Annotated in this window: 23 protein-coding genes; 11 read left to right on the forward strand and 12 right to left on the reverse strand. The window is 68.4% G+C overall.

The window, feature by feature from the left end; genetic code table 11:
* Window positions 1-29: 29 nt before the first annotated feature.
* Window positions 30-1,907 carry an exodeoxyribonuclease V subunit alpha gene (gene recD, locus QJS31_RS32660; RefSeq protein WP_306358543.1) on the forward strand — a complete coding sequence of 626 codons (1,878 nt, stop codon included), beginning with the start codon at window positions 30-32 and terminating at the stop codon, window positions 1,905-1,907.
* Between the two features lie 36 nt (window positions 1,908-1,943).
* Window positions 1,944-2,786: an alpha/beta fold hydrolase gene (locus QJS31_RS32665; protein ID WP_282786415.1), complete on the forward strand. Its 843-nt coding sequence runs from the start codon at window positions 1,944-1,946 to the stop codon at window positions 2,784-2,786.
* Between the two features lie 104 nt (window positions 2,787-2,890).
* Here the strand turns inward: QJS31_RS32665 and QJS31_RS32670 are convergent, their stop codons facing one another.
* Entirely contained in the window at window positions 2,891-4,306 is a 1,416-nt protein-coding gene (locus QJS31_RS32670; RefSeq protein ID WP_306358544.1) for an MFS transporter, read from the reverse strand.
* A gap of 92 nt (window positions 4,307-4,398) precedes the next feature.
* Between QJS31_RS32670 and QJS31_RS32675 the strand changes: the two genes are divergently transcribed.
* Window positions 4,399-5,109: a TetR/AcrR family transcriptional regulator gene (locus tag QJS31_RS32675; RefSeq protein ID WP_282783546.1), complete on the forward strand. Its 711-nt coding sequence runs from the start codon at window positions 4,399-4,401 to the stop codon at window positions 5,107-5,109.
* A gap of 34 nt (window positions 5,110-5,143) precedes the next feature.
* Entirely contained in the window at window positions 5,144-6,628 is a 1,485-nt protein-coding gene (locus QJS31_RS32680; RefSeq protein ID WP_306358545.1) for an NAD(P)/FAD-dependent oxidoreductase, read from the forward strand.
* Here the strand turns inward: QJS31_RS32680 and QJS31_RS32685 are convergent.
* Entirely contained in the window at window positions 6,625-7,305 is a 681-nt protein-coding gene (locus QJS31_RS32685; protein WP_282783542.1) for a TetR/AcrR family transcriptional regulator, read from the reverse strand. The two genes, QJS31_RS32680 and QJS31_RS32685, sit on opposite strands and share 4 nt — an antisense overlap.
* Window positions 7,306-7,435: 130 nt before the next feature.
* Here QJS31_RS32685 and QJS31_RS32690 point away from each other — a divergent pair, with 130 nt between their 5' ends.
* The 3 genes from QJS31_RS32690 (at window position 7,436) to QJS31_RS32700 (ending at window position 11,097) form a co-directional block, all read left to right on the forward strand.
* Window positions 7,436-9,007, forward strand: a complete 1,572-nt coding sequence (locus QJS31_RS32690; RefSeq protein WP_306358546.1) for a succinic semialdehyde dehydrogenase — start codon at window positions 7,436-7,438, stop codon at window positions 9,005-9,007.
* A gap of 31 nt (window positions 9,008-9,038) precedes the next feature.
* Window positions 9,039-9,866: an SDR family NAD(P)-dependent oxidoreductase gene (locus QJS31_RS32695; protein ID WP_282783538.1), complete on the forward strand. Its 828-nt coding sequence runs from the start codon at window positions 9,039-9,041 to the stop codon at window positions 9,864-9,866.
* A gap of 205 nt (window positions 9,867-10,071) precedes the next feature.
* A complete protein-coding gene (locus tag QJS31_RS32700) occupies window positions 10,072-11,097 on the forward strand; it encodes a hypothetical protein (RefSeq protein WP_282783536.1) in 1,026 nt (341 codons plus the stop codon).
* An 87-nt stretch (window positions 11,098-11,184) separates the two neighbouring features.
* Here the strand turns inward: QJS31_RS32700 and QJS31_RS32705 are convergent, their stop codons facing one another.
* The 3 genes from QJS31_RS32705 to QJS31_RS32715 all read right to left on the reverse strand — a co-directional run bounded on the left by QJS31_RS32705 (window position 11,185) and on the right by QJS31_RS32715 (window position 14,174).
* Complete coding sequence (locus tag QJS31_RS32705) at window positions 11,185-11,874, reverse strand: HAD family hydrolase (RefSeq protein WP_306358547.1); 690 nt, start codon at window positions 11,872-11,874, stop codon at window positions 11,185-11,187.
* Entirely contained in the window at window positions 11,871-12,860 is a 990-nt protein-coding gene (locus QJS31_RS32710; protein WP_306358548.1) for a methyltransferase, read from the reverse strand. Before QJS31_RS32710 ends, QJS31_RS32705 begins: the two co-directional genes overlap by 4 nt.
* Before the next feature lie 486 nt (window positions 12,861-13,346).
* Window positions 13,347-14,174, reverse strand: a complete 828-nt coding sequence (locus tag QJS31_RS32715) for a YdcF family protein (protein ID WP_282783530.1) — start codon at window positions 14,172-14,174, stop codon at window positions 13,347-13,349.
* Between the two features lie 218 nt (window positions 14,175-14,392).
* On the opposite strand from QJS31_RS32715, the gene QJS31_RS32720 reads away from it, so the two are divergent.
* A complete protein-coding gene (locus QJS31_RS32720) occupies window positions 14,393-15,241 on the forward strand; it encodes a bifunctional 5,10-methylenetetrahydrofolate dehydrogenase/5,10-methenyltetrahydrofolate cyclohydrolase (protein WP_306358549.1) in 849 nt (282 codons plus the stop codon).
* 66 nt (window positions 15,242-15,307) lie between these two features.
* On the opposite strand, the gene QJS31_RS32725 is transcribed toward QJS31_RS32720, so the two are convergent.
* The 3 genes from QJS31_RS32725 to QJS31_RS32735 all read right to left on the reverse strand — a co-directional run bounded on the left by QJS31_RS32725 (window position 15,308) and on the right by QJS31_RS32735 (window position 17,756).
* Window positions 15,308-16,057: a L,D-transpeptidase gene (locus tag QJS31_RS32725; protein ID WP_306358550.1), complete on the reverse strand. Its 750-nt coding sequence runs from the start codon at window positions 16,055-16,057 to the stop codon at window positions 15,308-15,310.
* Window positions 16,058-16,262: 205 nt separating this feature from the next.
* On the reverse strand, window positions 16,263-16,913 hold the full coding sequence (locus QJS31_RS32730; RefSeq protein WP_282783035.1) for a cyclodeaminase/cyclohydrolase family protein: 651 nt from the start codon (window positions 16,911-16,913) through the stop codon (window positions 16,263-16,265).
* A 168-nt stretch (window positions 16,914-17,081) separates the two neighbouring features.
* Window positions 17,082-17,756, reverse strand: a complete 675-nt coding sequence (locus tag QJS31_RS32735; protein ID WP_282783037.1) for a type 1 glutamine amidotransferase domain-containing protein — start codon at window positions 17,754-17,756, stop codon at window positions 17,082-17,084.
* A gap of 136 nt (window positions 17,757-17,892) precedes the next feature.
* Here QJS31_RS32735 and QJS31_RS32740 point away from each other — a divergent pair, with 136 nt between their 5' ends.
* Window positions 17,893-18,765 carry a LysR family transcriptional regulator gene (locus tag QJS31_RS32740; RefSeq protein ID WP_282783039.1) on the forward strand — a complete coding sequence of 291 codons (873 nt, stop codon included), beginning with the start codon at window positions 17,893-17,895 and terminating at the stop codon, window positions 18,763-18,765.
* A gap of 77 nt (window positions 18,766-18,842) precedes the next feature.
* Here the strand turns inward: QJS31_RS32740 and QJS31_RS32745 are convergent, their stop codons facing one another.
* Both QJS31_RS32745 and QJS31_RS32750 read right to left on the reverse strand, forming a co-directional pair.
* On the reverse strand, window positions 18,843-19,370 hold the full coding sequence (locus QJS31_RS32745; protein WP_306358551.1) for a hypothetical protein: 528 nt from the start codon (window positions 19,368-19,370) through the stop codon (window positions 18,843-18,845).
* A gap of 395 nt (window positions 19,371-19,765) precedes the next feature.
* On the reverse strand, window positions 19,766-20,332 hold the full coding sequence (locus QJS31_RS32750) for a DUF4352 domain-containing protein (protein ID WP_282783043.1): 567 nt from the start codon (window positions 20,330-20,332) through the stop codon (window positions 19,766-19,768).
* Window positions 20,333-20,388: 56 nt separating this feature from the next.
* Between QJS31_RS32750 and QJS31_RS32755 the strand changes: the two genes are divergently transcribed.
* Window positions 20,389-21,558: a glycosyltransferase family 2 protein gene (locus QJS31_RS32755; RefSeq protein WP_306358552.1), complete on the forward strand. Its 1,170-nt coding sequence runs from the start codon at window positions 20,389-20,391 to the stop codon at window positions 21,556-21,558.
* 50 nt (window positions 21,559-21,608) lie between these two features.
* On the opposite strand, the gene QJS31_RS32760 is transcribed toward QJS31_RS32755, so the two are convergent.
* Entirely contained in the window at window positions 21,609-21,779 is a 171-nt protein-coding gene (locus QJS31_RS32760; RefSeq protein ID WP_282783047.1) for a hypothetical protein, read from the reverse strand.
* A gap of 434 nt (window positions 21,780-22,213) precedes the next feature.
* Between QJS31_RS32760 and QJS31_RS32765 the strand changes: the two genes are divergently transcribed.
* Entirely contained in the window at window positions 22,214-23,581 is a 1,368-nt protein-coding gene (locus tag QJS31_RS32765; protein ID WP_306358553.1) for a hypothetical protein, read from the forward strand.
* Here QJS31_RS32765 and QJS31_RS32770 read toward each other — a convergent pair.
* On the reverse strand, window positions 23,505-24,101 hold the full coding sequence (locus tag QJS31_RS32770) for an NUDIX domain-containing protein (RefSeq protein ID WP_282783052.1): 597 nt from the start codon (window positions 24,099-24,101) through the stop codon (window positions 23,505-23,507). The two genes, QJS31_RS32765 and QJS31_RS32770, sit on opposite strands and share 77 nt — an antisense overlap.
* Window positions 24,102-24,279: the final 178 nt, after the last annotated feature.

The raw sequence follows: 24,279 nt of genomic DNA on the forward strand, positions 1-24,279 counted from the left end.
GGGCCGGGGCGAAGGGTGGTGACCGGGCGATGACGTCGATCGCGGTGGCGCAGCGCGGCACCGGGCCGCTGCGCACCTTCAACGAGGCGGGTGTGCTGTCCGCCGCCGATGTGCACGTCGCCGTGCGGCTGGCGCGGCTGGGCCGGGAGGATTCGCCCCTCGTCCTGTTCGCGACCGCGCTGGCGGTGCGCGCCGTACGCTCCGGATCGGTCTGCCTGGAGCTGCGGCGCATGCACGAGATCGGCGTGGACGCCGAGGGCACCGAGGAATCGGCCATCGACCCGACCACGCTGCCGTGGCCCGATGTGGACGCCGTCATCGCGGCGCTGCGGGTGAGCCCGCTGGTGTGCGGCAGTCCGGCCGGACCGCTCACCCCGCTGCGCCTGGTCGACACGCCCGCCGGGCCGCTGCTCTATCTGAGCCGCTACTACCAGCAGGAACAGACCATCCGCCGGGTGCTCACCGAACGCGCCGCCACCCATCCCATGGTGGACGCGGAACTGGTTCGGCGCGAATTGGATCGGCTCTTCCCCGATCAGACCGGGCCGGGGGAGCCGCCCGACCGGCAGCGGCTGGCCGCGGCCCTGGCCGCCACCCAGTGGACCACCGTGGTCGCCGGTGGCCCCGGCACCGGCAAAACCCACACCATCGCGCGGGTGCTGGCGCTGCTGGTGGCGCATCAGCAGGCGGCCCCGGGCGCGCCCGCGCTGCGCATCGCCCTGGCCGCGCCGACCGGCAAGGCCGCCGCCCGCCTCCAGGAATCGGTGCGGGAGCAGGCCGGGGATATCGGCCTGCCGGAACTCACCGCCGCCACCCTGCACCGCCTGCTGGGCTGGCAGCGCGGCGGCGCGTCCCGCTTCCGGCACAACGAATTCAACCGCCTGCCCTACGACGTCATCGTGGTTGACGAGACCTCCATGGTGTCGCTGACCATGATGAGCCACCTGCTGCCCGCCGTCCGCCCGGACGCCCGCCTCGTCCTGGTCGGCGATCCGGACCAGCTGGCCTCGGTGGACGCGGGCGCGGTGCTGGCCGACCTGGTCGCCGGACCCGTACCGGGACAGGCGAATCCGGCGCTGGACCGAATCCTCGGCGCGGACCTGTCCGCCACCGCCGCCCACCCGGACGCGCTGTCCGGGCGGGAGCGGGAACGCCTGCGCGGCGGCATCGTCCGGCTCACCCGGGGCCGCCGCTTCGGCGGCCGCATCGCCGAACTGGCGGTGGCCGTGCGCGCGGGTGACGCCGACGCCGCCCTCGCGCTGCTGGCCGAGGGCGGCCACGAACTGTCCCTGCACGCCCCCGAGGACGTCAGCGAGGTGCGCGAGGACCTGCTGCGCGCCTCCGGCGACGCCACCGACGCCGCCCTGCGCGGTGATGCCGCCGCCGCGCTCACCGCCCTGGAATCGCATCGGCTGCTGTGCGCGCACCGGCAGGGCCCCTACGGCGTGGAGCGCTGGGACCGGCTCGCCGCCAGCTGGGTCACCGCCGCCGGTATCGCCTCCGATCCCGGTGCGGGACAGTGGTATCCGGGCCAGCCGCTGCTGGTCACCGCCAACGACCACGAGGCCCGCATCTACAACGGCGACACCGGCGTGATCGTGCGCGCGCCCGACGGCACGCTGCGCGCCGCCCTGCAGCGCGGCACCGAACCGTATCTGGTGCACCCCACCCAGTTCCCGGGCGTCACCACCGTGTACGCCATGACCATCCACCGCAGCCAGGGCAGCCAGTACGACACCGTCTCGGTGGTGCTGCCCGGACCCGAATCCACGCTGCTCACCAGGGAATTGCTGTACACGGCCATCACCCGCGCGCGCAAACGGGTCCGGATCATCGGCACCGAGGAGTCCATTCGTTCCGGAATCGACCGTCGGGTCCTGCGCGCCAGCGGACTGCGCGTGAACTAGAGCGCTGATTCGTCCGTTTGGAGCAGACTGGGGGATATGGGAATGCCTGCCGAATTCGAGGGAACCAGCGAGACGATCATCGCCGCCGACGGCACGCCGATCGCCTTTCACACCACCGGGCACGGCCCGAGTGTGATCGTGATTCCGGGGGCGCTGTCGGTGGCCGCGGGTTTCGCCCGCTTCGCCCGTACCCTGGGGGAGCGATTCACGGTGCACATCATGGAGCGGCGCGGCCGCGGCGACAGCGGGCCGCAGGGGGAGGACTACAGTATCGATACCGAACTCGAGGATCTGCGCGCACTGCGCGACAAGACCGGCGCGACCCTGCTGGTCGGGCACAGCTACGGCGGGCTCATCGCCCTGGAGGCGGCGCGGGATCCGGAGATCCGGAAGGTCGCGGTGTACGAACCCGGTGTCTCCGTCAACGGTTCGATGCCCTCGAACTGGATTCCGTCCTATGAGAAGTATCTGCGGCAGGACAAGCCGTGGAAGGCGTTCGTGCAGTACCTGCGTGCGGTCGGCCCGGAGGGCATTCGCCGCGTGCCGAAGTGGATGCTGGAGCGTGCCATGCCGTTGGCCATGAAAGCGCCTGAGCGCGACATCATCTCGAGTCTGCTGTGGGAGAATCTGCGCGAGCACCGCGAGGTCATCCGCCTGGACGACACCTATCCGCACTATCGCGACATCACGGCGGAGGTGCTGCTCATGGACGGCGATCGCGACCGGCTCGCCCGCGACGACGCCGACCGCGACCGGCTGGCCGAGGTCATCCCGCACTGCGTCCGATACACCTTCCGGGGCCTCGACCACTTCGGCATCGACAAGAACGATCCGGCCCTGGTGGCCGCCACCGTCGCCGAATTCCTCGACACGCCATAGGTATCCGGTGACAGCGGCGGCGCGCTGCGGGTTCTGCCGCCGGTGAGCCGCGTACTATCGCACGTCGCCGCGGCCGCGACTTCGCACGCCGGTGCCGCCGCGGACTATGGCGCGGGTGCGGCAGCGGGCGCGGGCTGCCGGGCCGGTGCGCGCAGGATGAGCGCGGCGGCCACGGCCCCGACCGCGAGCAGTGCCGCCGCCAGCCGCAGCGCGGTGGTGTACCCGTCGGCGAGCACCTCGGGTGCGCCGCTGTCACCGATGACGGTCGCGGCCGTGGTGGCCAGCACCGCCAGTCCCAGTGAGCCGCCGAGTTGCCGTGCGCTGTTGAGGATTCCGGAGGCCAGCCCCGACTGCTCGGCGGGCACGCCGCTGACGGCCGCGACTCCCATCGCCACCGTGGCCGCGCCCACCCCGACGCTCGCCACCATCGACGGACCCAGCACCGCGACCAGGAAATGCGATGTGGGAGTGGCGAATCCGAACCACAGCAGACCCGCTGCCCCCAGCAGCCCGCCGATCAGCAGCACCGGGCGCGGACCGTACTTCGGCGCGGTGAGCATCGCGACCCGCAGGCCGACGCCCACCCCGAGGCAGAACGGCACGAAGGCCAGCCCGGTCGCCACCGGCGAGTAGCCCAGCACCCGCTGCATGAGCAGGGAGACGAAGTAGAAGCTCGCGAACTGCGCCGAGGCCAGCATGAAGCCGAAGACCGTGGCCCCGACGAGGGAGCGGCGGCGCAGGAAGCCCAGCGGCACCAGGGGATCGGCGGTGCGCGCCTCCACCAGCGCGAAGGCGATCAGGGCGAGCGCTCCGGCCGCCGCCCAGCCGAGGGTACGCGCCGAAGTCCAGCCGTGCTCCTCGGTCGAGATCACCGCCACCACCAGCGCGGTCACGCCCGCGGTGACCAGTGCCGCGCCCGGCAGGTCCAGACCCGCGCGCCGCGTCACGTCCCGGTGGGCGACGGCGCGCAGCACCGCGGTCGCGGCCAGCACCGCGAAGAGCACGTTCACCCACATGACCGCCCGCCAGCCGACGTACTCGGTGAGCAACCCGCTCAGCACCACACCGGCCGCGCCGCCCGCCGCGCCCGCGCCGCCCCAGACCGCCATGGCCTTGGAACGCGCCGGGCCCTCGGCGAATTCGGAGGTGACCAGGGCCAGTGACATCGGCGCGAGCACCGCCGCGGCCACGCCCTGGACGGCGCGGGCGGTGAGCAGTTCCCACGCGTGCTGGGCGAGCCCGCCCCAGGCGCTGGCGAGTGCGAAGACCGCCAGACTGCCCAGCAGCAGGGTGCGGCGGCTCACCAGATCGGCCAGCCGCCCGCCCAACAGCATGAGGCCCGCGAAGGTGAGCAGGTAGGCGTTGATCACCCAACTCAGCCCGGAGCCGCTGAAGTGCAGGTCGGCGTCGATATCCGGGAGCGCCACATTGACGATCGACAGATCCAGGGACACCAGGAACATGACGGTGAAGACGACGGCGAGCGTCCAGCCCACCCGGCCGTCGGGGCGATCGGTCACGGCAACCTCCATAATTAAATAACGCGTGTGCTTAATATGGTTAGCATGGCCTGACCCTGGTGTCGAGAGGGTCATTTCGCAGAATGGGAGCCATGGCCGACAGTGCGACCACACCCCGGCGGCGCGGCCGACCCGTGCGCGTGAGCAGGGCAGACGTCATCGCCGCGACCACGCGGCTGCTGGCCGCGGGCGGTAAGGACACGTTCAGCATGCGCAAACTCGCCGACGAACTCGGCGTCAGCACCGCCGCCGTCTACCACCACTTCCCGGCACAGGCGCAGCTGTTCATCGCCGTGCTCAGCGCCCGCGCCGAGGAACTGCCCGCGCCTCGACTGCCGCGGGATCCGCGCGAACGCCTGGTCGCGCTCATCGCCTATCTCATCGACATACTCCAGGAGCTGCCGTGGGTGGCCGAGCTGCTGGTGGGCGGGGAGTCCTTCGGCCGCGCCGCGCTCTGGATCCTGGACGAATTCATCCGCAGCGCACGGGCGTTGGGCGCCAGCCCGCAGTACGCCGCCTACATGTACTCCGCCCTGTGGCGCTTCGTGCTCGGTGAGCTGCTCATGCGGCGCGCCGACGCCGAGCGCGCGGCCGCGCCGGATGACGCCCGGCCGCCCCGATGGACCGAATTCGTGACCACGGAGGATCTGGCCGACTTCCCGGAGGTGCGCGACATCCTGCCGCAGTGGAGCGCGGTGCGGGAACTGCTGCCCGGCGATACGGCGATCCGGAGGTTCGTCGACGGCCTGCTGGGTGGCATCGATACTCTGGAGTCGGGTGCGCAGGGCACCGACCGGCACTGATGCCGGTTCGGCGGAAGCAGCGAGGACGGGAACGATGAGCGATGCGCCGGAGCACGTCGATGTGCTCATTGTGGGAGCTGGACTGTCCGGAATCGGCGCCGCCTACCATCTGCAACGGGCCTTCCCGACGCGGAGCTACCTCATCCTGGAGGCGCGCGCGGCCAGCGGCGGCACCTGGGACCTGTTCCGCTACCCGGGCATTCGCTCCGATTCGGATATGTTCACCCTCGGCTACCGCTTCCGGCCCTGGTTGGGCGACAAGGCCATCGCCGACGGTGACTCGATTCTGGCCTACGTCCGCGAGACCGCCGCGGAGAACGGCATCGACCGGCGTATCCGCTACCGCCACCGGGTGATTCGCGCCGAATGGTCCTCGGTGGACGACCGGTGGACGGTCACCGCCGACCACGACGGCGAAACCCGCACCGTGACCGCGAACTTCCTGTTCTGCTGCTCCGGCTACTACCGCTACGACGAGGGCTACACCCCGGAATTCGCGGGCACCGACCGCTTCCCGGGACCGATCGTGCATCCGCAGCACTGGCCCGAGGACCTCGAGGTCGCCGACAAGCGGGTGGTCGTCATCGGATCCGGCGCGACCGCCGTGACCCTCGGCCCGGCGCTGGCCCGGCAGGGCGCGCACGTCACCCTGCTGCAGCGGTCGCCGTCCTACATCCTGTCGCTGCCCGAGCGCGACCCCACCGCGGCGCGGCTGCGGCGCTTCCTGCCCGCGCGCGCCGCCTACGGGCTGACCCGCGCCAAGAACGTCGTCTTCAGCACTGCCATCTACCAACTGTGCCAACGGTATCCGCAGCGCATGCGGGCCTGGATCCGCGGTTGGCAGGAGAAGTGGCTGCCCGCGGGCTACGACATCGACACCCACTTCACCCCGCGCTACAACCCGTGGGATCAGCGGCTGTGCCTGGCGCCCAACGGCGATTTCTTCCGCGCCATCCGCAAGGGGCAGCTGACCATGGTGACCGACACCGTCGACACCTTCACCGAGTCCGGGCTCCGGCTCGGGTCGGGCGCGGACCTCGACGCCGATGTGATCATCACCGCGACGGGGTTGAACCTGCTGGTCTTCGGCGGTATGGAGCTGGTGGTGGACGGGCGGCCGATATCCCTGCCCGACACCATGGCCTACAAGGCCATGATGCTCTCCGGCGTCCCCAACTTCGCCTACGTGCTGGGCTACACCAACGCCTCCTGGACCCTGAAGGCGGATCTGGTGTGCGAGTACGTGGTTCGGCTGCTGAAGCATATGGACGCGCACGGCTACGCCAAGGCCACCCCGGTCCGCGACCCCGCCGTCGGCACTTCACCCTTCTTGAACTTCGAGCCCGGCTATGTGCTGCGCGCCCTGGAGTACCTGCCCAAACAGGGCGACCGCGCACCGTGGAAGCTGACCATGAACTATCTGCGCGATCTGCCGAAACTGCGCTACGGCCGGATCACCGACGACGCCATGGTCTTCGAGCGCGCCCACCGCGACGCACCGGCGCGCGCCGCGGGCTAGGCCGGATCGAAGATACCGGGGACGGTGAGGGCGTACTCCACGTCCTCGCGGCGGCCCAGCGTCACCAGTACCCCGCGGATCATGGTGAGCCGCGCCTCCGCGATGGCCTCCGGAGTCGGTTCACCGTGCGGGGCGGTGGCCGAGATCCGGTAGACCACGAATTCGCAGATCTGCAGTGCCGTATCCAGATTCAGGTCGCTGGGGGCGGGGCGGCCGATGTCGGCGAATTTGGCGCGCACCAGGGCGCGGATGTCGTTCAGCGCGCTCTCGCGATAGGACGAGACCGGTGACCCGGGATCGTGTAGTTCGGCGAACAGCGGGGCCAGCATGGTGCCGTGGCCGTCGGCCCAGTACAGGTACGCCTCGATCATATTGATGCCCAGCTGCACCGGCTCCACGCTGCGTTCCAGCGCCGCGCGCACGCCGCCGACCAGATCGTCGTTGGAGATGGTGAGCAGCGCGTGCAGCGGTTCGGTGGCATTGGCGAAGTAGCGGTAGAAGGTGGGCCGCGCCAATCCGGCCTTCTCGATGATGCGGGCGACATTGAGTCCGCGCGAACCGTGTTCGGCGAACACCTCGGAGGTGGCCAGCACGATGCGGGCGCGCACCTGATCGGCCTGCTCGGCTGTTTGCGGTGGCCGTCCCCGTCGAGGAGCGGCCGTGGCGGACTGGGTCATTTCACAAACCCCCGCGGAGCGCTTGACATGAGGTGCGTCACGGCTATTAATCTAACATCAGTGTTCGCGTAACACTGGTGTTCAGCAAATAGCGGGTGCGCCCGCGATCCACCCACCGAGAGGGCGACCAATGACGACTGCCCCGCAGCTCGCCGCCGCCGATGCGCTTCCCTTCGACCTCGTGCAGCGCCTGCTGAACCATGCGCGCGCGGGCGGCAGGCCGTCCGTGGAGGTCTTCGCACCCGCCACCGGCGCCAAGATCGTCGATCTGCCGCAGTCCGCCACCGCCGATATCGACGCCGCCTTCGCCACCGCCCGCGAGGCGCAGCGGGAATGGGCGCGCACCCCGATCGCCGACCGTGTAGCCGTGCTGCGCCGCATCCACGACCTGGTGCTCGCCGAACAGGATGTGATCCTCGATATCGTGCAGACCGAGACCGGCAAGTCCCGGGTGCACGCCTTCGACGAGGTCAGCGATGTGGCCGTGAACGCGCGCTACTACGCCGCCGAGGCCAAGAAGCTGCTCGCCCGCCGCACCCCGCGCGGCGTCATGCCGGTGCTCACCCAGGTGGAGGTGCTGAACCGGCCCAAGGGCGTGGTCGCGGTCATCTCGCCGTGGAACTACCCGCTCGCCCTGGCCGCCTCCGACGCTCTGCCCGCCCTGGTCGCCGGCAATGCCGTCATCGCGCGCCCGGACAATCAGACCGCGCTCACCGCACTGTGGGCCATCGATATCGCCGAGCGCGCCGGACTGCCCAAGGGGCTGTGGCAGGCTGTGCTGGGTCGCGGTCGCGAGATCGGCGGGCAGGTGATCGAGCGCGCCGACTACGTCGACTACACCGGATCCAGCGCCACCGGGCGCACCATCGCCCGGCAGGCGGGGGAGCGGCTCATCGGCTACTCCCTGGAGTTGGGCGGCAAGAACCCGCTGCTGGTGCTGGACGACGCGGATGTCTCCGCCGCCGCCAAGATCGCGGTGCGGGCCTGCTTCGCCTCGGCCGGACAGCTGTGTGAATCCATCGAGCGCATCTACGTGCACGACAGCGTCTACGACCGGTTCGTCACCGAGTTCGCCGAGAACACCCGCACACTCACCCTCGGCAAGGAGCGCGACTTCTCCTACGAGGTCGGTTCGCTCACCTTCCAGCGCCAGATCGACACCGTCGCAGCGCATGTCGACGACGCGGTGGCCAAGGGCGCGACCGTGCGCGCGGGCGGCCGGGCGCGTCCGGATCTGGGTCCGTACTTCTACGAGCCGACCATCCTCGAAGGGGTGCGCGAGGGGATGACCGTCTACCGCGAGGAGACCTTCGGGCCGGTCGTCTCCGTTTACCGCGTCGGCAGCGACGACGAAGCGGTGCATCAGGCGAACGACACCGCCTACGGGCTCAATGCCAGTGTGTGGAGCCGGGATACCGATCGCGGGCGTGCCGTGGCGGCGCGCATCCACGCCGGATCGGTGAATGTGAACGAGGGCTTCATCGCCGCCTGGGGATCGGTGGCCGCGCCCTCGGGCGGACTGGGCATCTCCGGGACCGGGCGGCGGCACGGACCGGAGGGTCTGCTGAAATACGTCGACACCCAGACCATCGCGGTGCAGCGCGTCCTGCCCATCGCACCACTGCCCGGCATGTCGGAGAAGCTCTGGGCCAAGACCATGACGCTGTTCCTCACCACCATGAAGACATTGCGGCAGAAGTGATCTGCCACTCGAGACAGGGGTACACACGGGTATGAAGGACGTAGCGGGCAAGAAGGTCCTGATCACCGGGGCCGCCATGGGGCTGGGCAAGTCCTTCGCGGTCCGGGCGGTCCGGGAGCGCGCCGCCGACGTGGTGCTGTGGGACATCAACGAGGAGACGCTCAAGGAGACCGTCGCCGAACTGAGCGCCCTCGGCAGCAGCCGCATCCACCACTACGTGGTCGACGTCTCCGATCAGCAGGCCATCCGGGATGCGGGCACGTCGGTGCGCAGCGAGGTCGGCGATATCGACGTGCTGGTCAACAACGCCGGCATCGTGCGCGGCAACGGCTACTTCTGGGAGACCGAGAACCGCGGCGACATCGACAAGACCATGGCGATCAACTCCCTCGCCCCCATGTACGTGACCCTCGAGTTCCTGCCCGCCATGGTGGCGAACAAGGGATCACAGGCGCGGGTCATGACCATCGCCTCCTCGGCCGGACTGGTCTCCAATCCGCGCATGAGCGTGTACGCGGCCTCCAAATGGGCGGCGCTGGGCTGGTCGGATTCGGTGCGACTGGAACTCGAGCAGTCCGGCAACGAGCACGTGAAGGTCACCACCGTCTGCCCGACCTACATCAACACCGGCATGTTCGACGGAGCCAAGGGGTTCTGGTTCACCCCCATCCTCGACCAGGAGAAGGTGGTCGACACCTCCTGGACCGAGATGAAGAAGGGCTCGGCGCTGGTGGTCATGCCGTGGACCTCGCGGCTGAACCGCGCCATCACCGGCCTGCTCCCGCTGAAGGTGCGCGACTTCTACCTCAACACGGTCGGCGTGTACCACTCCATGGACGAATTCCGCGGGCGGCAGTAGAGATTCGGCCGCGTGGCCGGAATGTCCGGCGCTGACGCGGAGGGCCACCACGGGAAGTCTCACTGACGCCCTCGTGCAAGGTCCCGTGCCCACCTTCGCGGGGAAGGTGCCCAGTTTTCGTGGAGAGCCTCGGAATTGGCCGTCGTTGCGGACAACAGTGATTGAATGTCCGGACCGGCCAGGACCCGAACCTCGCCAGTTGCGGATGCTTCCTGCGCTGACGGCGGAAGGTGTCAGACCCCGCCGTTATGGTGCGGACATGACAGACCTACCAAGTGGATCAACGCTGGTCCGCACATGGTTCGGTGATGACCGCGCCTGGGGTTGCCTGGTCCGTGAGGTACTGACACCCAGTAATGAAGGGTTCCTGGCCTATTCGACTCCCGTGAACGATCCGGAGTTCGAGGGCCTCGACCCCGAGGGGTTGAGGGCACGGCAATCCGGCGGTGCGATCGTGTCCTTCCTCGCCGACGAGGTCACTCTCACCGATCCTGAGCATCCCATCTTGGCGGTCTGGGTCCTGCCACCCCAGGATGACGACCACGGCGACCGGCTGCCGTTCCGCGTCGTGCCCGACCAGCTGTGGAATGTGGAGAACAACATCAACCTCTCGAACATGAGCTGGGAGGACTTCACCGACCGCGTGGGTGCGGACGGCGTCTACCGCGGGGAAGTGGTGGCGAGGGAATCGGATTACGGGTTCGATGTGCGGTCCATCATGGCCCAGCGACTGGCATATCTGAGACCGGGTGCCGCCGAATCGATTCGCAGCGCCGAATCTACGAACACGACCCCGGACATGGCGATCATCTCCCGCGAACAGGATCCCCGCTCGATCCGCGAGCAATTGGCAGCACTGAGATCGTATCCCGCGGCGCTGTCCTGGCATTGGGTCACCGCCTTCGACGCCGAGCACGCCGACGACAATCGAGCCGACTACATCGCAGCGTTCCTCGAAGAGATCGGCGAACACGCCTCCGCGCTGGACATCGTGTTGGCGTCACTGAGTTCCGGCGAAGACTACTACCTGGTTTTCGTGACACCGACCCAGTTCGACGAGCTCTCGAGGCTTTTCACCGAACACCGAATGCCCATCGAAGACGTGCGGCGTGGCCGCTGGACGCACCGCATCACTCCGGAACAGTCGGCCGCGATCAGAGCCTGGGCCCTAACTCATGGCAGCAGGATCACCGCCCGCGGAACGATCACCTGGATCGAAGACCCATCCTGAAATCGGCATTATCGTGCGTTCGTCCGGCGCCCGGGCGTGGTCGGTCCGTGATGCTCCGGCCACGATGGCGTGGGCGCGGGCAGCTGCTCAGAGTGCGGACAGCGCCGTCAGCGAGTGGATGACCGTGACGCCGTCCCGCACAGCGGTGCTCGTGGCGGCGCGGTTCAACCAGTAGGCGCGTAGCCCGGCGTCGCGTGCGCCCAGGCCGTCCACATCCCAGCGGTCGCCCACGTAGGCGACCTGCTCGGGTGGCAGGCCGAGCAGGTCGCAGCCCGCCAGGAAGATCTCCGGATACGGTTTGGGCGTGCCGAATTCGGCCGAGCACAGCACGGCCTCACCGAAATGGGGGAGCAGGCCCACGGCGTGCAGCTTGCCGACCTGGTGGGACCGCGAGGAATTCGACACCACACCCACCGCGATGCGGCCGGTGAGGGCGGACAGCAGCGGTTCTGCATCCGGGAAGGCCGCCCAGGTGGCGTCGCGTAGCGCGACATAGCGGTCGAACCAGGCGCGGGCATCGTCGGTGGTCGCGCCGATGTGGGCCAGCAGCAGCTCCGACCGCAATTCCTGCTGCCCGGTGAAGGTCAGCTCACCGGCAAGGTAGCGCGGATACTCCCGCTCCTCGAGTTCCTTCCACAGCGCCACGGCGTGTTCGGGGGACGCGAACCGGTCCAGCAGCCCCTCCGCCGCCAGATGCGCGAGAATTCCGGCCCGCGCGGTGGCCGAATAGTCGACGAGGGTGTCGTCGATATCGAAGAGAAGGCCGCGAATCGTCACACGCCCACGCTACCGGCGAGCGAACCAATCACCACCGTCGCACCCAGTTCCTCGTCCGTCGCGACCCGGGGCGTCAGGCCGTGTTCGGTGAGGAAGTCCACGGCCGTCCCGGCCTGTGCGGCACCGGTCTCCACCAGCAGATGCCCGCCTGGTGCCAGCCACTCGGGAGCCGCCGCCGCGACCCGCCGGAAGATATCCAGCCCGTCCGCGCCGCCGTCGAGGGCCACCTGGGGCTCGTAGTCGCGCGCCTCCGGCGGCATGTCCGCAATGGCCTCGGAGGGCACATACGGGGTATTCGCCAGCAGTACGTCCACCCGCCCGGCCAGCTCGCGGGGCAGGGCGGCGAACAGATCACCTTCGAACACCCCGGCACCCGAGGCGGCGAGGTTGCGCCGCGCACACGCCACCGCCACCGGGTCGATATCGGCCGCCGTCAATGCCACCGAAATGCCCCGGGCGGCAAGCTCTGTCGCGAACGCCAGCCCGAGCGCCCCAGACCCGCAACACATATCGACCGCCACGATCCCGGACCGACTGCCCGGCAACGACTGCGATCCGTGCGGATTCGCGGGCATCGGCACCCACGCCGTCTCCGCGACTTGTGCCGCCCCTGTGTCCCGCGCCGTCTGCCCAACTTGCGCCGCGTGCCCAACTTGCGCCGCGTGCCCGGCTTGCGCCGCCGCCCCGGTGGCCTGCGCGGTCCCGGCGATCCGCGCCCGCGCCAAACGCACGGCCTGCTCGACCAAGTACCCGGTCCGCTGCCGCGGCACGAAGACCCCCTCCGACACCGCCACCCGCAGCCCTCGAAACTCCACCCACCCCAGCACATATTCCAGCGGCACTCCCGACACTCGCCGTGCCACCAGCGTTTCCAGACGTTCGGCATCCACCGCGGCCGCGGTCAACAGCCCCGCCTCGTCCTCGGCGAACACACACCCCGCCGCCCGCAGGCGCGACACCAACTCATCGAAACCGTCGGCAACCATTCCGCCCATTGTGCCGCCTCGCCGGACCGCGCCGCCCCGCTGGGGCGAGCATCTTCGCCGGATCGCACCGCGTCGTCGACGTGGGCCGACCTGCCGGATCGCCCCGCCGTGACGCCGGCCAGGCCGCTCGTCGATCACGCCGTCTCGCCGGCCCGGGCCGCGGCGTCGGGTGCGGTTCGTCGGGAGGTCGGGTCCTCGCCGTACCGGCCGTGGTGTCCGGGGACGGCCGTGCCGCTGATACTACCGAGTTGCCGCACCGATTCCGCCGGAGAGACCGGCCCGGAACCGGCTGGGCTGCCGAGGACCGGCCAGACCGCCGAACCGGCGGTAGCGCCGAATCATGCACAGCTCCGAGGACTGGGACACCCCGAGCGCGCCCGGGGTGTGCCCTCGGTCCGATCCGCCGCGCCAGTGGCCACGACGCGGAACGCGATGTCCCTGGGTCCGTCCGGACCCGGGGACATCATCGGACTGTCCGCGGCGCGTCTACCGCTGCGCGGGCAGCAGCAGCGTGCGGGTGGCGTCGAGGTAGATGCCGCGCTGGGCGGCCCGGTTGGGCGGGGGAAGCTGGGAGACGAGCTGCTCCAGCGAGGTGGTGGCCCCGACCACGGGGATGCCCGCCACGATGAAGTCGGCGACGGCACGGCGGATGTGGTTGGGGGAGGTCACCACGATGGCGCTGGTCGCGCCCGCGTCCCGGAGCATCTTCGACGCGTTCAAGGCATTGCCGACGGTGGATCCGGCCCGATGCTCGGCCATGATCCGGCTGCCCGGAATGCCGCGATCGAGCAGCCAGCGTTCCATGGCGGCCGCCTCGGTGATCCCGTTGCGCGGATTGCCGCCGGTCACCACGATCGGGGAGAGCGGTGAGGCGATGGCCTGCAACCAGGCCGCCTGCATGCGGTTCACCAGTTCGGGCCGCATCGCGCCGTCGGGCAGCAGGCCGTAGCCGAGCACCACGATGCCGGTCTGCGGTCCCGCGATGGCGGGAATCGGATTGGGCAGGGTGCCGATGGCCGCGGCCACCGCCCGGAAGATGGTGCGCACCCCGTCGGCCAGGCGCGGATTCAGGGTGTTGAGCCGCATCAGCGCCGCCTCGCGGGTGATGAGGTCGCCGGTGTAGTCCGACCAGACCGCTTGCAGCGCCAACGCTTCGGCGTCGTCGGGGGCCTCGGCGAGCAGGCGGCGCAGATCCTCCAGGCCCGCCGCGTCGTCGCCATTGACGAAATTGCTCTGTGCCGAGTTGTAGAGGGGACCCGGATCGGCCATGGCCACCGGTGATCCGAAGATGGTGAGCGCGGCCGCGGCGGCCACGACCAGGGAGGGTAAACGCCTTGCTGTCTGCACCGCAACGACACCTTTCCGCGAACGAACGAGGTCTCACACGCACTGCTTGCTGGCTATTGGCTCGAGGCCGAATGGAGACACGATACGACTGCCCAGCGCATCGGGTGGGGATTTGCCACAGGGAAATTCCGAGTGCGGATCTCCGCGCGGAGGGGAACCCGGGCCGCGCGATAGGCTGTATCCCCGTGTATACGCTTTCGCTGATCGGCAAGGAACTCGCCGCCGCTATCAATGCCGACACCAAGCAGCGCGCCGCCGCACTCGCGGGCAACGGCGCCGCACCGCGCCTGGCGCTGGTGGTCGCCAATGACGATCCGGCCAGCGCCTGGTACGTGAAGTCGCTCAACCGCGCCGCCGAACGCAATGGAATCGCCTGCGAGAACATCGAACTGGGGGTTGACGCCACCGCGGCCGATATTCGCGCGAAGCTGGTGGAACTCTCGGCCGATCCGAGCGTGGACGCCATCATGCTGCAAACCCCGCTGCCCAAGGGTGTCGGCCTCGACGACGTGAGCCCGGCCATCATCGCCGCCAAGGACGTGGACGGCGTCAGCCCGCTGTCACTGGGCCTGCTCGCCACCGGCCTGCCGGGCTTCCCGCCCGCGACCTCCGAGGCGGTGGTGGAGCTGGCGAAACATCACGGCGTCGCGCTGGCCGGTAAGCATGTCGCGGTGGTGGGCCGCTCGAATGTGGTGGGCAAGCCGCTCGCGCAGCTGCTGCTGGCGGAGAACGCCACCGTCACCGTGTGTCATTCGCGCACCACCGACCTGCCGGGCATCACCTCGGCCGCGGATATCGTGGTCGCGGCCGTGGGGCGGGCCGGGCTGATCAAGGCCGAGCATGTGCGGGAGGGGGCCGTGGTCATCGACGTGGGCACCAATGAAGGCGAGGACGGGTCCATCACCGGCGATGTGGACGCCGCGGCCGTCACCGGCAAGGCCGCCGCGCTGAGCCCGGTCCCCGGCGGCGTCGGTCCGGTGACCACCGCGCTGCTCATGCGGCACGTGGTGCAGGCCGCCGAGAACGCCCGCTGACCGCGCGACACCCGGCCCGGAGGTCCGGGCCGGGTGTGACTCCGCGCCGGGTGGCTCGACGATGACTCACCAGTGCAGATACACCGGGTCGCCCACGCTCACATTCTCGTAGTACCAGGCAGCGTCCGCCGGCGGCAGGTTGATGCAGCCGTGGCTGACGTTCGCGTAGCCCTGCGAATCCACCGACCACGGGGCGGAATGGACGAAGACTCCGCTCCAGGTCAGGCGCTCGGCGTACTCACCGTCGATCAGATAGCCCTCCGGTGAGTTCAGCGGGATGCCGATGGTGCGGGAGTCGAAGACGATGCTCCGGAACTTCTCCAGCACCGGGAAGGTGCCGACGGGCGTCTCCCAGCCGGGCTTGCCGAAGGACGCGGGGATGGTGCGCACCGGGACGCCGCCGATGCTCACCGTGAAGGTGTGGTTCGACATATCGCCCTCGGCGGTCACTCCGGCATTGGTGTTGAACTCCGTGCGCGCGGTGCCCGCGGATACCGAGATGGGGGTCGATGCCGGGAGGAATCCCTCGGGTGTCCAGGTCAGTTCGCGGTCGCTCTGCCACGAGAAGCTGCCCGCCAGTTCGGTTCCCGCCCGAATGCGCACGGATCGCTCTGCGCGCGTGCGGTTCTCGACGGGTTCGGCGAACTGCACCCGCACGGGTGCGGCGATACCGACCGTTTCCCCCGCGCTAGGCGAAATCGCCTGTACCACAAGGGCGGTGGGCCGGAGGATCGCCGCCGCGGCGAGCCCGGATCCGAAGGCCGTCAGCGCCGCGACCACGGTCGCGAAGAACAGATAGCGAATCGCTTTCCGCATGGGTTCCACCCCTTTCGAGGATGGTGTGCTCTCGGATCACCAGCCTATGGCTTCATGATCAAGACCAGCGAGAAAAGTTCTCTGTTCGTGACCTACCCGGCGGCGTGGTGCTCTAACGCGATCGCCCGGCGGTGCTAGAGCACCGCCGGGCGATAGGGGGTCGGCCCGCTGGTCGCGAGCCGATGCGGCGAACGAGTGTTCGAACCTACTTGGTAATGGCCGCGACCACGTCGTCGTGCACGGCGTCGGCGCGCGCGGTGAGCTCGTCGATCTGTGTGAGCACCGGCTCGAACTCGCTGCCCGCGCCCGCGCCCAGCGAGGCGACGTTGATGGCGATATTGAGCTGCGAGGTGGCGGCGGCCGCCCGCGCGCAGTCGGCGGCCGCACCGATATCGGTGACCACATTGGGATTGCCGATGGGCAGCAGCTCGGCGGCGAGGGAGATGATCTCGTCCGCGACCGCGACCACATCGGCGGGCACCCGCGCCGCACCCAGCAGCGCGGCGGTGATCGCCTCGGTCCGCGCGGCCTGCTGCTCCTCGGTGTCCTTGGGCAGCTTGTAGGCGTTGCCGACGGCGGTGAACGCCTCCGCGTCGGCATCGGCCAGCTCCAGCGCCCGCGCCCGCGCGGAGTCGGCGGCCCCGATGATCCGGTCCACGGCGGGCCGATGCTCGGCATCCTTGGCCCGGGTGGTGTACCGCGCCACCATGGCCACCAGTGCCGCCCCCTGCGCGGCATGCAGCGCCGCGACCGCGCCACCGCCGGGCGCGGGCACCTTGGCGGCCAGCTGATCCAGGTACCCCTGCAGCGTCGAGCCACCGAACGAGGCGATGTCCTGCGCGGTGTCCTGAGTCATGAGCGATGCCCTCCCGGGGAGTCGTCGTGCCGTGAGCGAACTTTCGCGCCCTACGCTACCGGGCCTCGACCGGCGCGCCGTCGCGCACCCGACATCGTCGTCGGGCTATCCCGAAGGGGCCGCGCGTCGGCGCCCTCAGGTCTGATTCGCCGGGGCCGTTCCGGGAATTCACCGCGCGAGAGCATCCACCATCGCCTCGGCGACGCCGCGTGCCGAGACCGGATTCTGCCCGGTCACCAGCCGATCGTCGGTGACGACCTGAGCGGTGAAATCGTCGGCCGGCAGGTGGGTGGCGCCCTGGGCGGTAAGTCGATCGGCCAGCGGGAACGGCACCACCTCGCTCAGGCCGACCGCGGCCTCCTCTGCGTTGGTAAACGCGGCGACCTTCTTGCCCGCGACCAGATACGACCCGTCCGACAGTGTGGCGCCGACCAGCGCGGCCGGGCCGTGGCAGACCGCGCCCACGACTCCGCCGCGTTCGTAGATCTCCCGCGCCAGCCGGGCCAGCGCGGGGTTGTCCGGGAAGTCCCACATGGTGCCGTGTCCACCGGCGAACAACACGGCCTCGTACGCGCCGGTGTCCACCGCGTCCGGGGTGGGGGTGCTCGCCAGCTGGGCGGCGATGTGGGGATCGGTGAGGAACCGGCGCTGGACGGGAGCGGTCGGGTCGTCGCCGTCGCGCGGCGGGTTGCCCCCGGCGACGCTGACCAGATCGACCGCGTAGCCGGCGGCGGTGAAGACCTCCCACGGGATCGCGGCCTCGCCCATGTGGAATCCGGTCGAACGGCCCGTCTCACCCAGGGCCGCGTGGCTGGTCAGGGCGATGAGGATGCGCTTGGACATGACGGTGTATCTCCTCGTATCGAACTTGTGCCGCAACGTCTTTCGCTGCGACGCAACCGATACTGCCCGTCGCTACCTATCGAGAACCAATAGCTGATCTTGCCTTAGGTATCAGAATTCTGATAGCTAAGCAGTCATGGGCGGCACCTCTCTCGATCTGTTCCGAACCTTCTTGACCGTCTACCGGTCGGGTTCGGTGTCCGCCGCCGCCGACCTGCTCGGCCTGTCCCAGCCCACCGTCACCGCACATGTCAAAGCCCTCGAGGCCGACCTGAACCGCCCCCTGTTCCGGCGCGTCGCCCGCGGTATGACACCCACTTTCGCCGCTGACCACCTGTCGGCCCGCATCGGCCCGGCCCTGGACGACCTCGCGCAAGCGGTCCACCACGAACTGCACGGCCCCGCTGAAACCTTCAGCCACACAGTCCATCTCGGTGGCCCCGCGGAATTGGTCTGTGCCCGCGCCCTGCCCTCGCTGGCCGGACTGGTCACCGAGGGCTTGCGCCTGCGCATCACCCTCGGTCTCCCCGACCAGCTCCTGGCCGACCTGTCGGCCGGCGGCCTGGACGTGGTCGTCTCCACCGTGCGCCCCCGCCGCCGTGGCCTGTCCGTCGACGCCCTCACTGACGAGGAATTCGCCCTCGTCGCCGCCCCCACCTGGACGTTCGACGACATCGACCACGCACCCCTGATCGCCTACGCCGAAAACCTCCCGATCCTGCGCCGGTACTGGCGCACCGTCTTCGACACCCGCCTCACCCGGACACCCGCCGTCGTCGTCCCCGACCTGCGCGGCGTTCTCGCCGCCGTCACCGCCGGCGCGGGCATCACCGTGCTACCCACCTACCTGTGCGCCAGCGAACTGGCGGACGGACGACTCCACCAACTCCACGAACCCGCTATCCCACCCATCAACACCCTGTTCATCGCCAGCCGCAACGGTCCGGCCCATCCCGCCGTCACGGCCGTCCGCGGTCATCTCCTCCTTCACGCCAGCGGCTGGACATGACCCCAGCGATCACTCGCGCATCCTGAACGGTCCGGCGGCTCTCTCGCACCTGGGGCTTGCGCTCACCCCGCTGTTCGCTATCGCTGCAGATCGTCCGCCACCTGCACCAAGAATTCCGCGACCTTCTGAATGTCAGCCGACGTCAGCAACTCCTGCTCCGGACAGTCCTTGACGAAGCTCATCTGGGCTGACCAGTTCCCATCTCGGACCTCGACCTCGGTCCAGTATGGCAACGGGGCTCCGGTCCAGGCTTTACCGTCGAAACCTGCCACGGAACGATAGCTGGAAGGCGGCTCATCGGGATCATCTTTGTACACCAAGAATGGTTGGTGCACTTGCAGCGTGCCTATGATTCCGTTCTTGCCCGTGCTGTGGCATATCGTGTTCCAGCCGACGGTGCCGTCTTCCTCGCCTAGCGTGGGGGTATCCACGTCTGCGTTGTTCATGGAAAGCGTTCCGCGGAGGAACTGGCCGTAATGGTCACACAGCTCGACTGAACCGTATTTCGATGGATCAGGTTTGAAGTACGATGGCTCAATAAATTTGGAGCAGCCTGTAACCCCAAGAATTGCCACAAAGGAGAGCAGGCCGATTCGTGCTCTCATCGTTATCGTGCTCCCCGGTCACCATGGCCGTTCAGCCGATTCAAGCTTGCATATCTACGCGCCGCACCACATCGACTCCCCATCTCCTCCACGCAGCCCCGTGGAATCCCCGCCCCTGGAGGGCTTCTCGCTGACCTTAGCCTATCGATCATGTGAAAGCGCCTGCGCGCTACGGTGACTCGGAGCCGTCAGAAGTCACTGACTGGGTCGTTGATGTTGAGGGTGCTTCTCGAGGGTTCGCCCACCATGCGTCGGTCCGCATATCGACAGGTATTCGTACGTCCTCGGGTCCGTCCAATCCGAGCTCGAAGATCCGGTCGAACCACTCATCCCGGCCTGGAACCGCCGGCTACATCTCGCTGGTTCTCGGACCCATCGAGCCGAGATGTGGAGCTCTACCGCAGGGCGACTCTCGCGCCTCCGGAGAACATCGAGTCGTGGAACTCGATGGCGACCGGTACCACGCCGACGGGCACATCGAATGCGATCACGACCGAGACCTTGTGGCCTGGGTTGAGGTCTTCGTGGGAGCCGTAGTCGTTCAAGGCCGAGTTCGCTGAGAAGCTGGCTTCGAACTCACGGTTCTGGTCGTCGATGAGGACCTGATCGCTCCCGAAATAGGTTTGCGCACGCTTTCCGACATTGCTGATGTCGACGGATACGAGGACGAACTCTCCTTTCGCTTCCTCGCCCCAGAACCGTCCGCCGACTCGGGTGGTGCCCTGTTCGACATTGGTGATCACGAATTCGAACTGGCCATCGCGCACAGCGGAGCCAGCGGGTGCGACGTCGTTCTCCGGAGGCGCGGCTGGGGTCTGAGCGGCCGGTTGCTCGCTGGGAGATGGTTTCGCCGCGACGGGACCAGTGGTGGCCGTTTTCGTGGATGAGGTGTTGCTGGCGAGTCCGATCAATCCGACGCAGCCACCACAAGACAGCACCAGCGTGCCGATGGCGATCCACACCCACACCGGAACAGCCGGTTTCCGTGGTGGCGGTCGCATGGGGTATTGCTGCGGGTATGGATACGGCTGCTGAGGCCCAAATGGTGGCGGCGGCGGATAGTTCACGGGTTCCCCTGGGCGCGATGGTGGTATGCGAGTCGATCGGCCCCACGCAGGTTGCCGTTACGTCGCTGGTCTTCGCGCAGAGTATGCGCGCAGGCAACTGGTGCAGGAGGTCCGAAGGTCTATTTCCGCTACTCAGAGCGGAAAGTTGGCACAGAAAGTCAGCGCCACATCGGCCTCGGTCTACCGTAGCCGCACAGATCGGAGTTCCTCCGAAGTGGCTCGTCCCAGCTGATATGTTCCCCGTCATGCCTCGCCGCGACGACAAGACCGTCGGCCTGATCCTCGTCACCTACCAGAGCGCAGAAGACTTACCTCGCTTCCTGGGCACCATTACCGCCGCTGTCAGCCCCTACGAGTTGGACGTGGTCGGAGTCGACAACGTCTCCAGCGACAAAAGCGCCGACCTCGTCGAGGAATTCGGTGGCCGGGTCATCCGGAACAACCGCAACGTCGGGTTGGCCGCGGCGATCAACCAGGGCGTGGCTGAGACCGATGCGGAGTGGATTCTGGTCGCGAATCCGGACACCGACCTCGCGCCGGGTTCGATCGCGGCGCTGGTTGAGACCGCCAAGACGGACAACCGGATCGGCATGATCGGCCCACGCATCGTTCGCTTGGACGGCACCCCATACCCGAGTGGGCGTCGGTTCCCGTCACTCGCGGTCGGTGTCGCCCACGCACTCCTCGGTGGCGTCTGGCCGGACAACCCGGCCACCCGCCGATACTTCGGTAAGCCGGTCACCGCGGTCGGTGACGTGGACTGGATCTCCGGTTGCTGCATGCTGTTCCGCCGCGAGGCGTTCGACGCGGTGGGCGGCTTCGACGACCGCTACTTCCTCTATTTCGAGGAAACGAAGATGGCGTTGGACATGCATCGCAGTGGCTGGCGGGTGGTTCTCGATCCGAGCGTGGAGATCCGCCACCGCGAGGGCGGCAGCATGCGGTCGGCACCGTTCCGAAAGGTGCGCAGCCACCACCGTAGCGCGCTGCGGTTCTACTGCGACTACCACCGGGGTTCACCGTGGCTCGTATTCGCCCCGCTGGTTGCGGTGGGGTTGGTCGTTCGCGGATTGCTGGCGGTTGCGAGGACGGCGGTCGTCGAACGGCTTGGACGCAACTAGCGGGATGTGTGGGCGGAAGACATGCTTCTTGTGACTCGGCCGGAGCCCGGTCACCGGGTGTCCTCCGATGTGACGTCGATGATTTCGAGCTGAGATGTGAGCTCGAGCGGGGCGGCCCCGTGCTCCAAGACGTCCAGCTCTTCGGCGGTGAGCGGCCAGCCATCCACGCCAACCGGCCATATGCCGTCGTCTCGGTGCTGGTAGGAGATGTGGCCGGTCATGTGCGGCTCGAATCCGGTACCAAGCGCCCTTGCGCTACCAATGTGCGGTACGCAACCGTCTTGGTGACGCAAACACCCACTTCGCATTCCATGTGCGCCTGCATCGCCGGATTTGGATTCTTCTGCGCCCATATAGGATTCATGCAGCTGCTCACCAGCCGGATAGTCTCCGGGCTCGTGTCGGCGGGTACTTCTACGATCGGCACCGTCGGCTCCCTTCGGGTTAGCGCGGGCAGGCATCGTTCTCTTCGCTTCCGTCGTGTCGCTGTAGTTCGCCAAACCGCCTACGGAGGACCTGCACCGCATTCACGCCGAACATTCCACGCCACGCGGTTGCCGCTGGTAAGGCGTGCGGGGAGGGAGGGTGTGTGCACGGGGGGTGTGCAAACGGGTGATGGCTGGCGCGGCGCGGCCGATGCTGTCATGCTCCCGACATGGGGCGAAAGCCGAAGCAGCCCAACCAACAGCCTTCCGAACTCCTCGCCGAAGCAGCCTTACCCAACAAGGCATTGGCCAGGAGGGTTGTGGAGCGCGGGATCTCCGTGGGGGTCGAACTCCGATACGACCATGCGTCGGTCGGGCGTTGGCTGGCCGGCGAACAGCCGAATTCGCCTGTGCCCGAGCTGATCGCGAACGTACTCACGGAAGCGCTGGGGCGGCGGATCACACCGGCGATGTGCGGAATGATGGGCGGGCCGGACACCGCAGCTGATCCCGGGCTGCAGTTCTCACTGAGCCTCACCGGCGCGGTGAACGTGTCGACCGCGCTGTGGCGCAGCGATATCGAGGGGCGCCGCTATCTGCACGGCGCGTCCTACGCGGTCACGGTTTACTCGGCCGCGTCGATGCGGTGGCTCACCCTGCCCGGCCCGGAGCACCCGGTGTCGGTCGGGCCGCGCCGCGTCGGGCAGGCCGAGGTGGACGCGGTCCGCGACATGGCCACCGCCTTCCGCGACCTGGACAACCAGGTGGGCGGCGGGCAGGTGCGATCCACGATCGTGCAATACCTGCACAGCTCGGTGAGCCCACTGCTGCGCGGTAGCTACAGCGAGCACATCGGCCGCCAGCTATTCGCGACGACAGCCGAACTCGCGCGCCAGGCAGGCTGGGCGGCCTACGACCAGGAGGAACACGGGCTGGCCCAGCGCTACCTCATCCAAGCCCTGCGGCTGGCGCGTGCCGCAGCCGACGCTGGACTGAGCGCGGAGATACTGGCGGCCATGAGCCGCCAGGCCACCTACGTGGGGCGGCCCGGTGATGCGGTAGACCTCGCCCGTGCCGCCCAGATCGCCGCCCGAAACGCCGGATTGGCGGTACTGGAGTCCGAGTGCCTGATGGTGGAGGCTCACGGCCATGCCGCCCGCACCGACAGCGCCGCCTGCGCGAGATCACTCTCCGCCGCCGAACGAGCATTCGACCGCGGCGCGGACGACCCGCAACCGGACTGGTTGTCCTACTTTGACAGTTCCTACCTATCGGCGAAGGTCGCTCACTGCTTTCGCGAGCTGGGTGACGACACCCGCACCGCCCGGTTCGCGCGTCAGTCGCTGAATATGTCGGCCGGATACCAGCGCGGCCGGGCGTTCAACCTCGCCATACTCGCTGCCGCCGTAGTCGACCAAGACCCGCGCGAGGCGGTACGCATCGGCACCGAAGCACTCGAGATAGCGGCTGGACTGTCGTCACGTCGCAGCTGGTCCTACCTGCGGGACGTGCGGCAACGTCTCATCGCCTACGCGGAGCTTCCGGAAGTGGCCGCGTTCCGGCGGCAGGTGCTGGAGCTGTCTGATCGGAGAGGCTGAGTGCGCGATAGATCGCGACAACGGTTGCGGCACCGACGATGTCGCCGCGATCTATCATCCGCACCGCCTCGCCCAGCGGGAACCATCGGACGTCTTCGGCCTCGTTGATATCGGGTGCGGTCTCGGTCAGATCCGCGCCTCGCGCCAGATAGATCTCCTGCGGGTGATCGAGTGTACCGATGGCAGGCTGGTACGTGACCAGATGCTTCATCGTCCGGGGCCGCCACCCGGTTTCCTCCTCCACCTCCCGCGCCGCCGCGGCGGCGACATCCTCGGCGTGATCGACGTACCCACCCGGCAGTTCCCACACCCACCGGTCGATGATGAACCGGTGCCGGTACATCAACAGCACCTCGCGGTCGTCGTTGATCACCAAAGTCATTGCGCAGCGCGGCATACGGGCCACGTACTGCGTGAATTTGACCCCGTCCGGCAACTCGACGTCGACCGTGGAGAGCCGAATGTGGCGGTTCTCGTCCACCAGATGTTCACCGTGAATAGTCCACTGGGTCCGCTTCACTGTTCAAACACTACGCGGGAGGACCGATCCCGTGTAAAGCTGCACCAGTCCGCGACGCTGCGGTACTCGACGGCGATCGAGATCGGATCTCATGGCACACGAAGACATCGAACCCGCCCGCCTCTCGGATTCGGATTTCGTTCCCGCCCGGACCCGCCCTATCCTGGACATCGCGTGC

Origin of the sequence: Nocardia sp. CC213A (assembly GCF_030766805.1) — a bacterium.
Lineage (GTDB): Bacteria > Actinomycetota > Actinomycetes > Mycobacteriales > Mycobacteriaceae > Nocardia > Nocardia otitidiscaviarum.

Coding starts and splice junctions, on each gene's coding strand:
- recD (WP_306358543.1), top strand. CDS start 30: ATGACGTCGATCGCGGTGGCGCAGCGCGGCACCGGGCCGCTGCGCACC.
- QJS31_RS32665 (WP_282786415.1), top strand. CDS start 1,944: ATGGGAATGCCTGCCGAATTCGAGGGAACCAGCGAGACGATCATCGCC.
- QJS31_RS32675 (WP_282783546.1), top strand. CDS start 4,399: ATGGCCGACAGTGCGACCACACCCCGGCGGCGCGGCCGACCCGTGCGC.
- QJS31_RS32680 (WP_306358545.1), top strand. CDS start 5,144: ATGAGCGATGCGCCGGAGCACGTCGATGTGCTCATTGTGGGAGCTGGA.
- QJS31_RS32685 (WP_282783542.1), bottom strand. CDS start 7,305: ATGACCCAGTCCGCCACGGCCGCTCCTCGACGGGGACGGCCACCGCAA.
- QJS31_RS32690 (WP_306358546.1), top strand. CDS start 7,436: ATGACGACTGCCCCGCAGCTCGCCGCCGCCGATGCGCTTCCCTTCGAC.
- QJS31_RS32695 (WP_282783538.1), top strand. CDS start 9,039: ATGAAGGACGTAGCGGGCAAGAAGGTCCTGATCACCGGGGCCGCCATG.
- QJS31_RS32700 (WP_282783536.1), top strand. CDS start 10,072: ATGCTTCCTGCGCTGACGGCGGAAGGTGTCAGACCCCGCCGTTATGGT.
- QJS31_RS32710 (WP_306358548.1), bottom strand. CDS start 12,860: ATGGTTGCCGACGGTTTCGATGAGTTGGTGTCGCGCCTGCGGGCGGCG.
- QJS31_RS32725 (WP_306358550.1), bottom strand. CDS start 16,057: ATGCGGAAAGCGATTCGCTATCTGTTCTTCGCGACCGTGGTCGCGGCG.
- QJS31_RS32730 (WP_282783035.1), bottom strand. CDS start 16,913: ATGACTCAGGACACCGCGCAGGACATCGCCTCGTTCGGTGGCTCGACG.
- QJS31_RS32735 (WP_282783037.1), bottom strand. CDS start 17,756: ATGTCCAAGCGCATCCTCATCGCCCTGACCAGCCACGCGGCCCTGGGT.
- QJS31_RS32740 (WP_282783039.1), top strand. CDS start 17,893: ATGGGCGGCACCTCTCTCGATCTGTTCCGAACCTTCTTGACCGTCTAC.
- QJS31_RS32745 (WP_306358551.1), bottom strand. CDS start 19,370: ATGAGAGCACGAATCGGCCTGCTCTCCTTTGTGGCAATTCTTGGGGTT.
- QJS31_RS32755 (WP_306358552.1), top strand. CDS start 20,389: ATGGATACGGCTGCTGAGGCCCAAATGGTGGCGGCGGCGGATAGTTCA.
- QJS31_RS32760 (WP_282783047.1), bottom strand. CDS start 21,779: ATGACCGGCCACATCTCCTACCAGCACCGAGACGACGGCATATGGCCG.
- QJS31_RS32765 (WP_306358553.1), top strand. CDS start 22,214: ATGGGGCGAAAGCCGAAGCAGCCCAACCAACAGCCTTCCGAACTCCTC.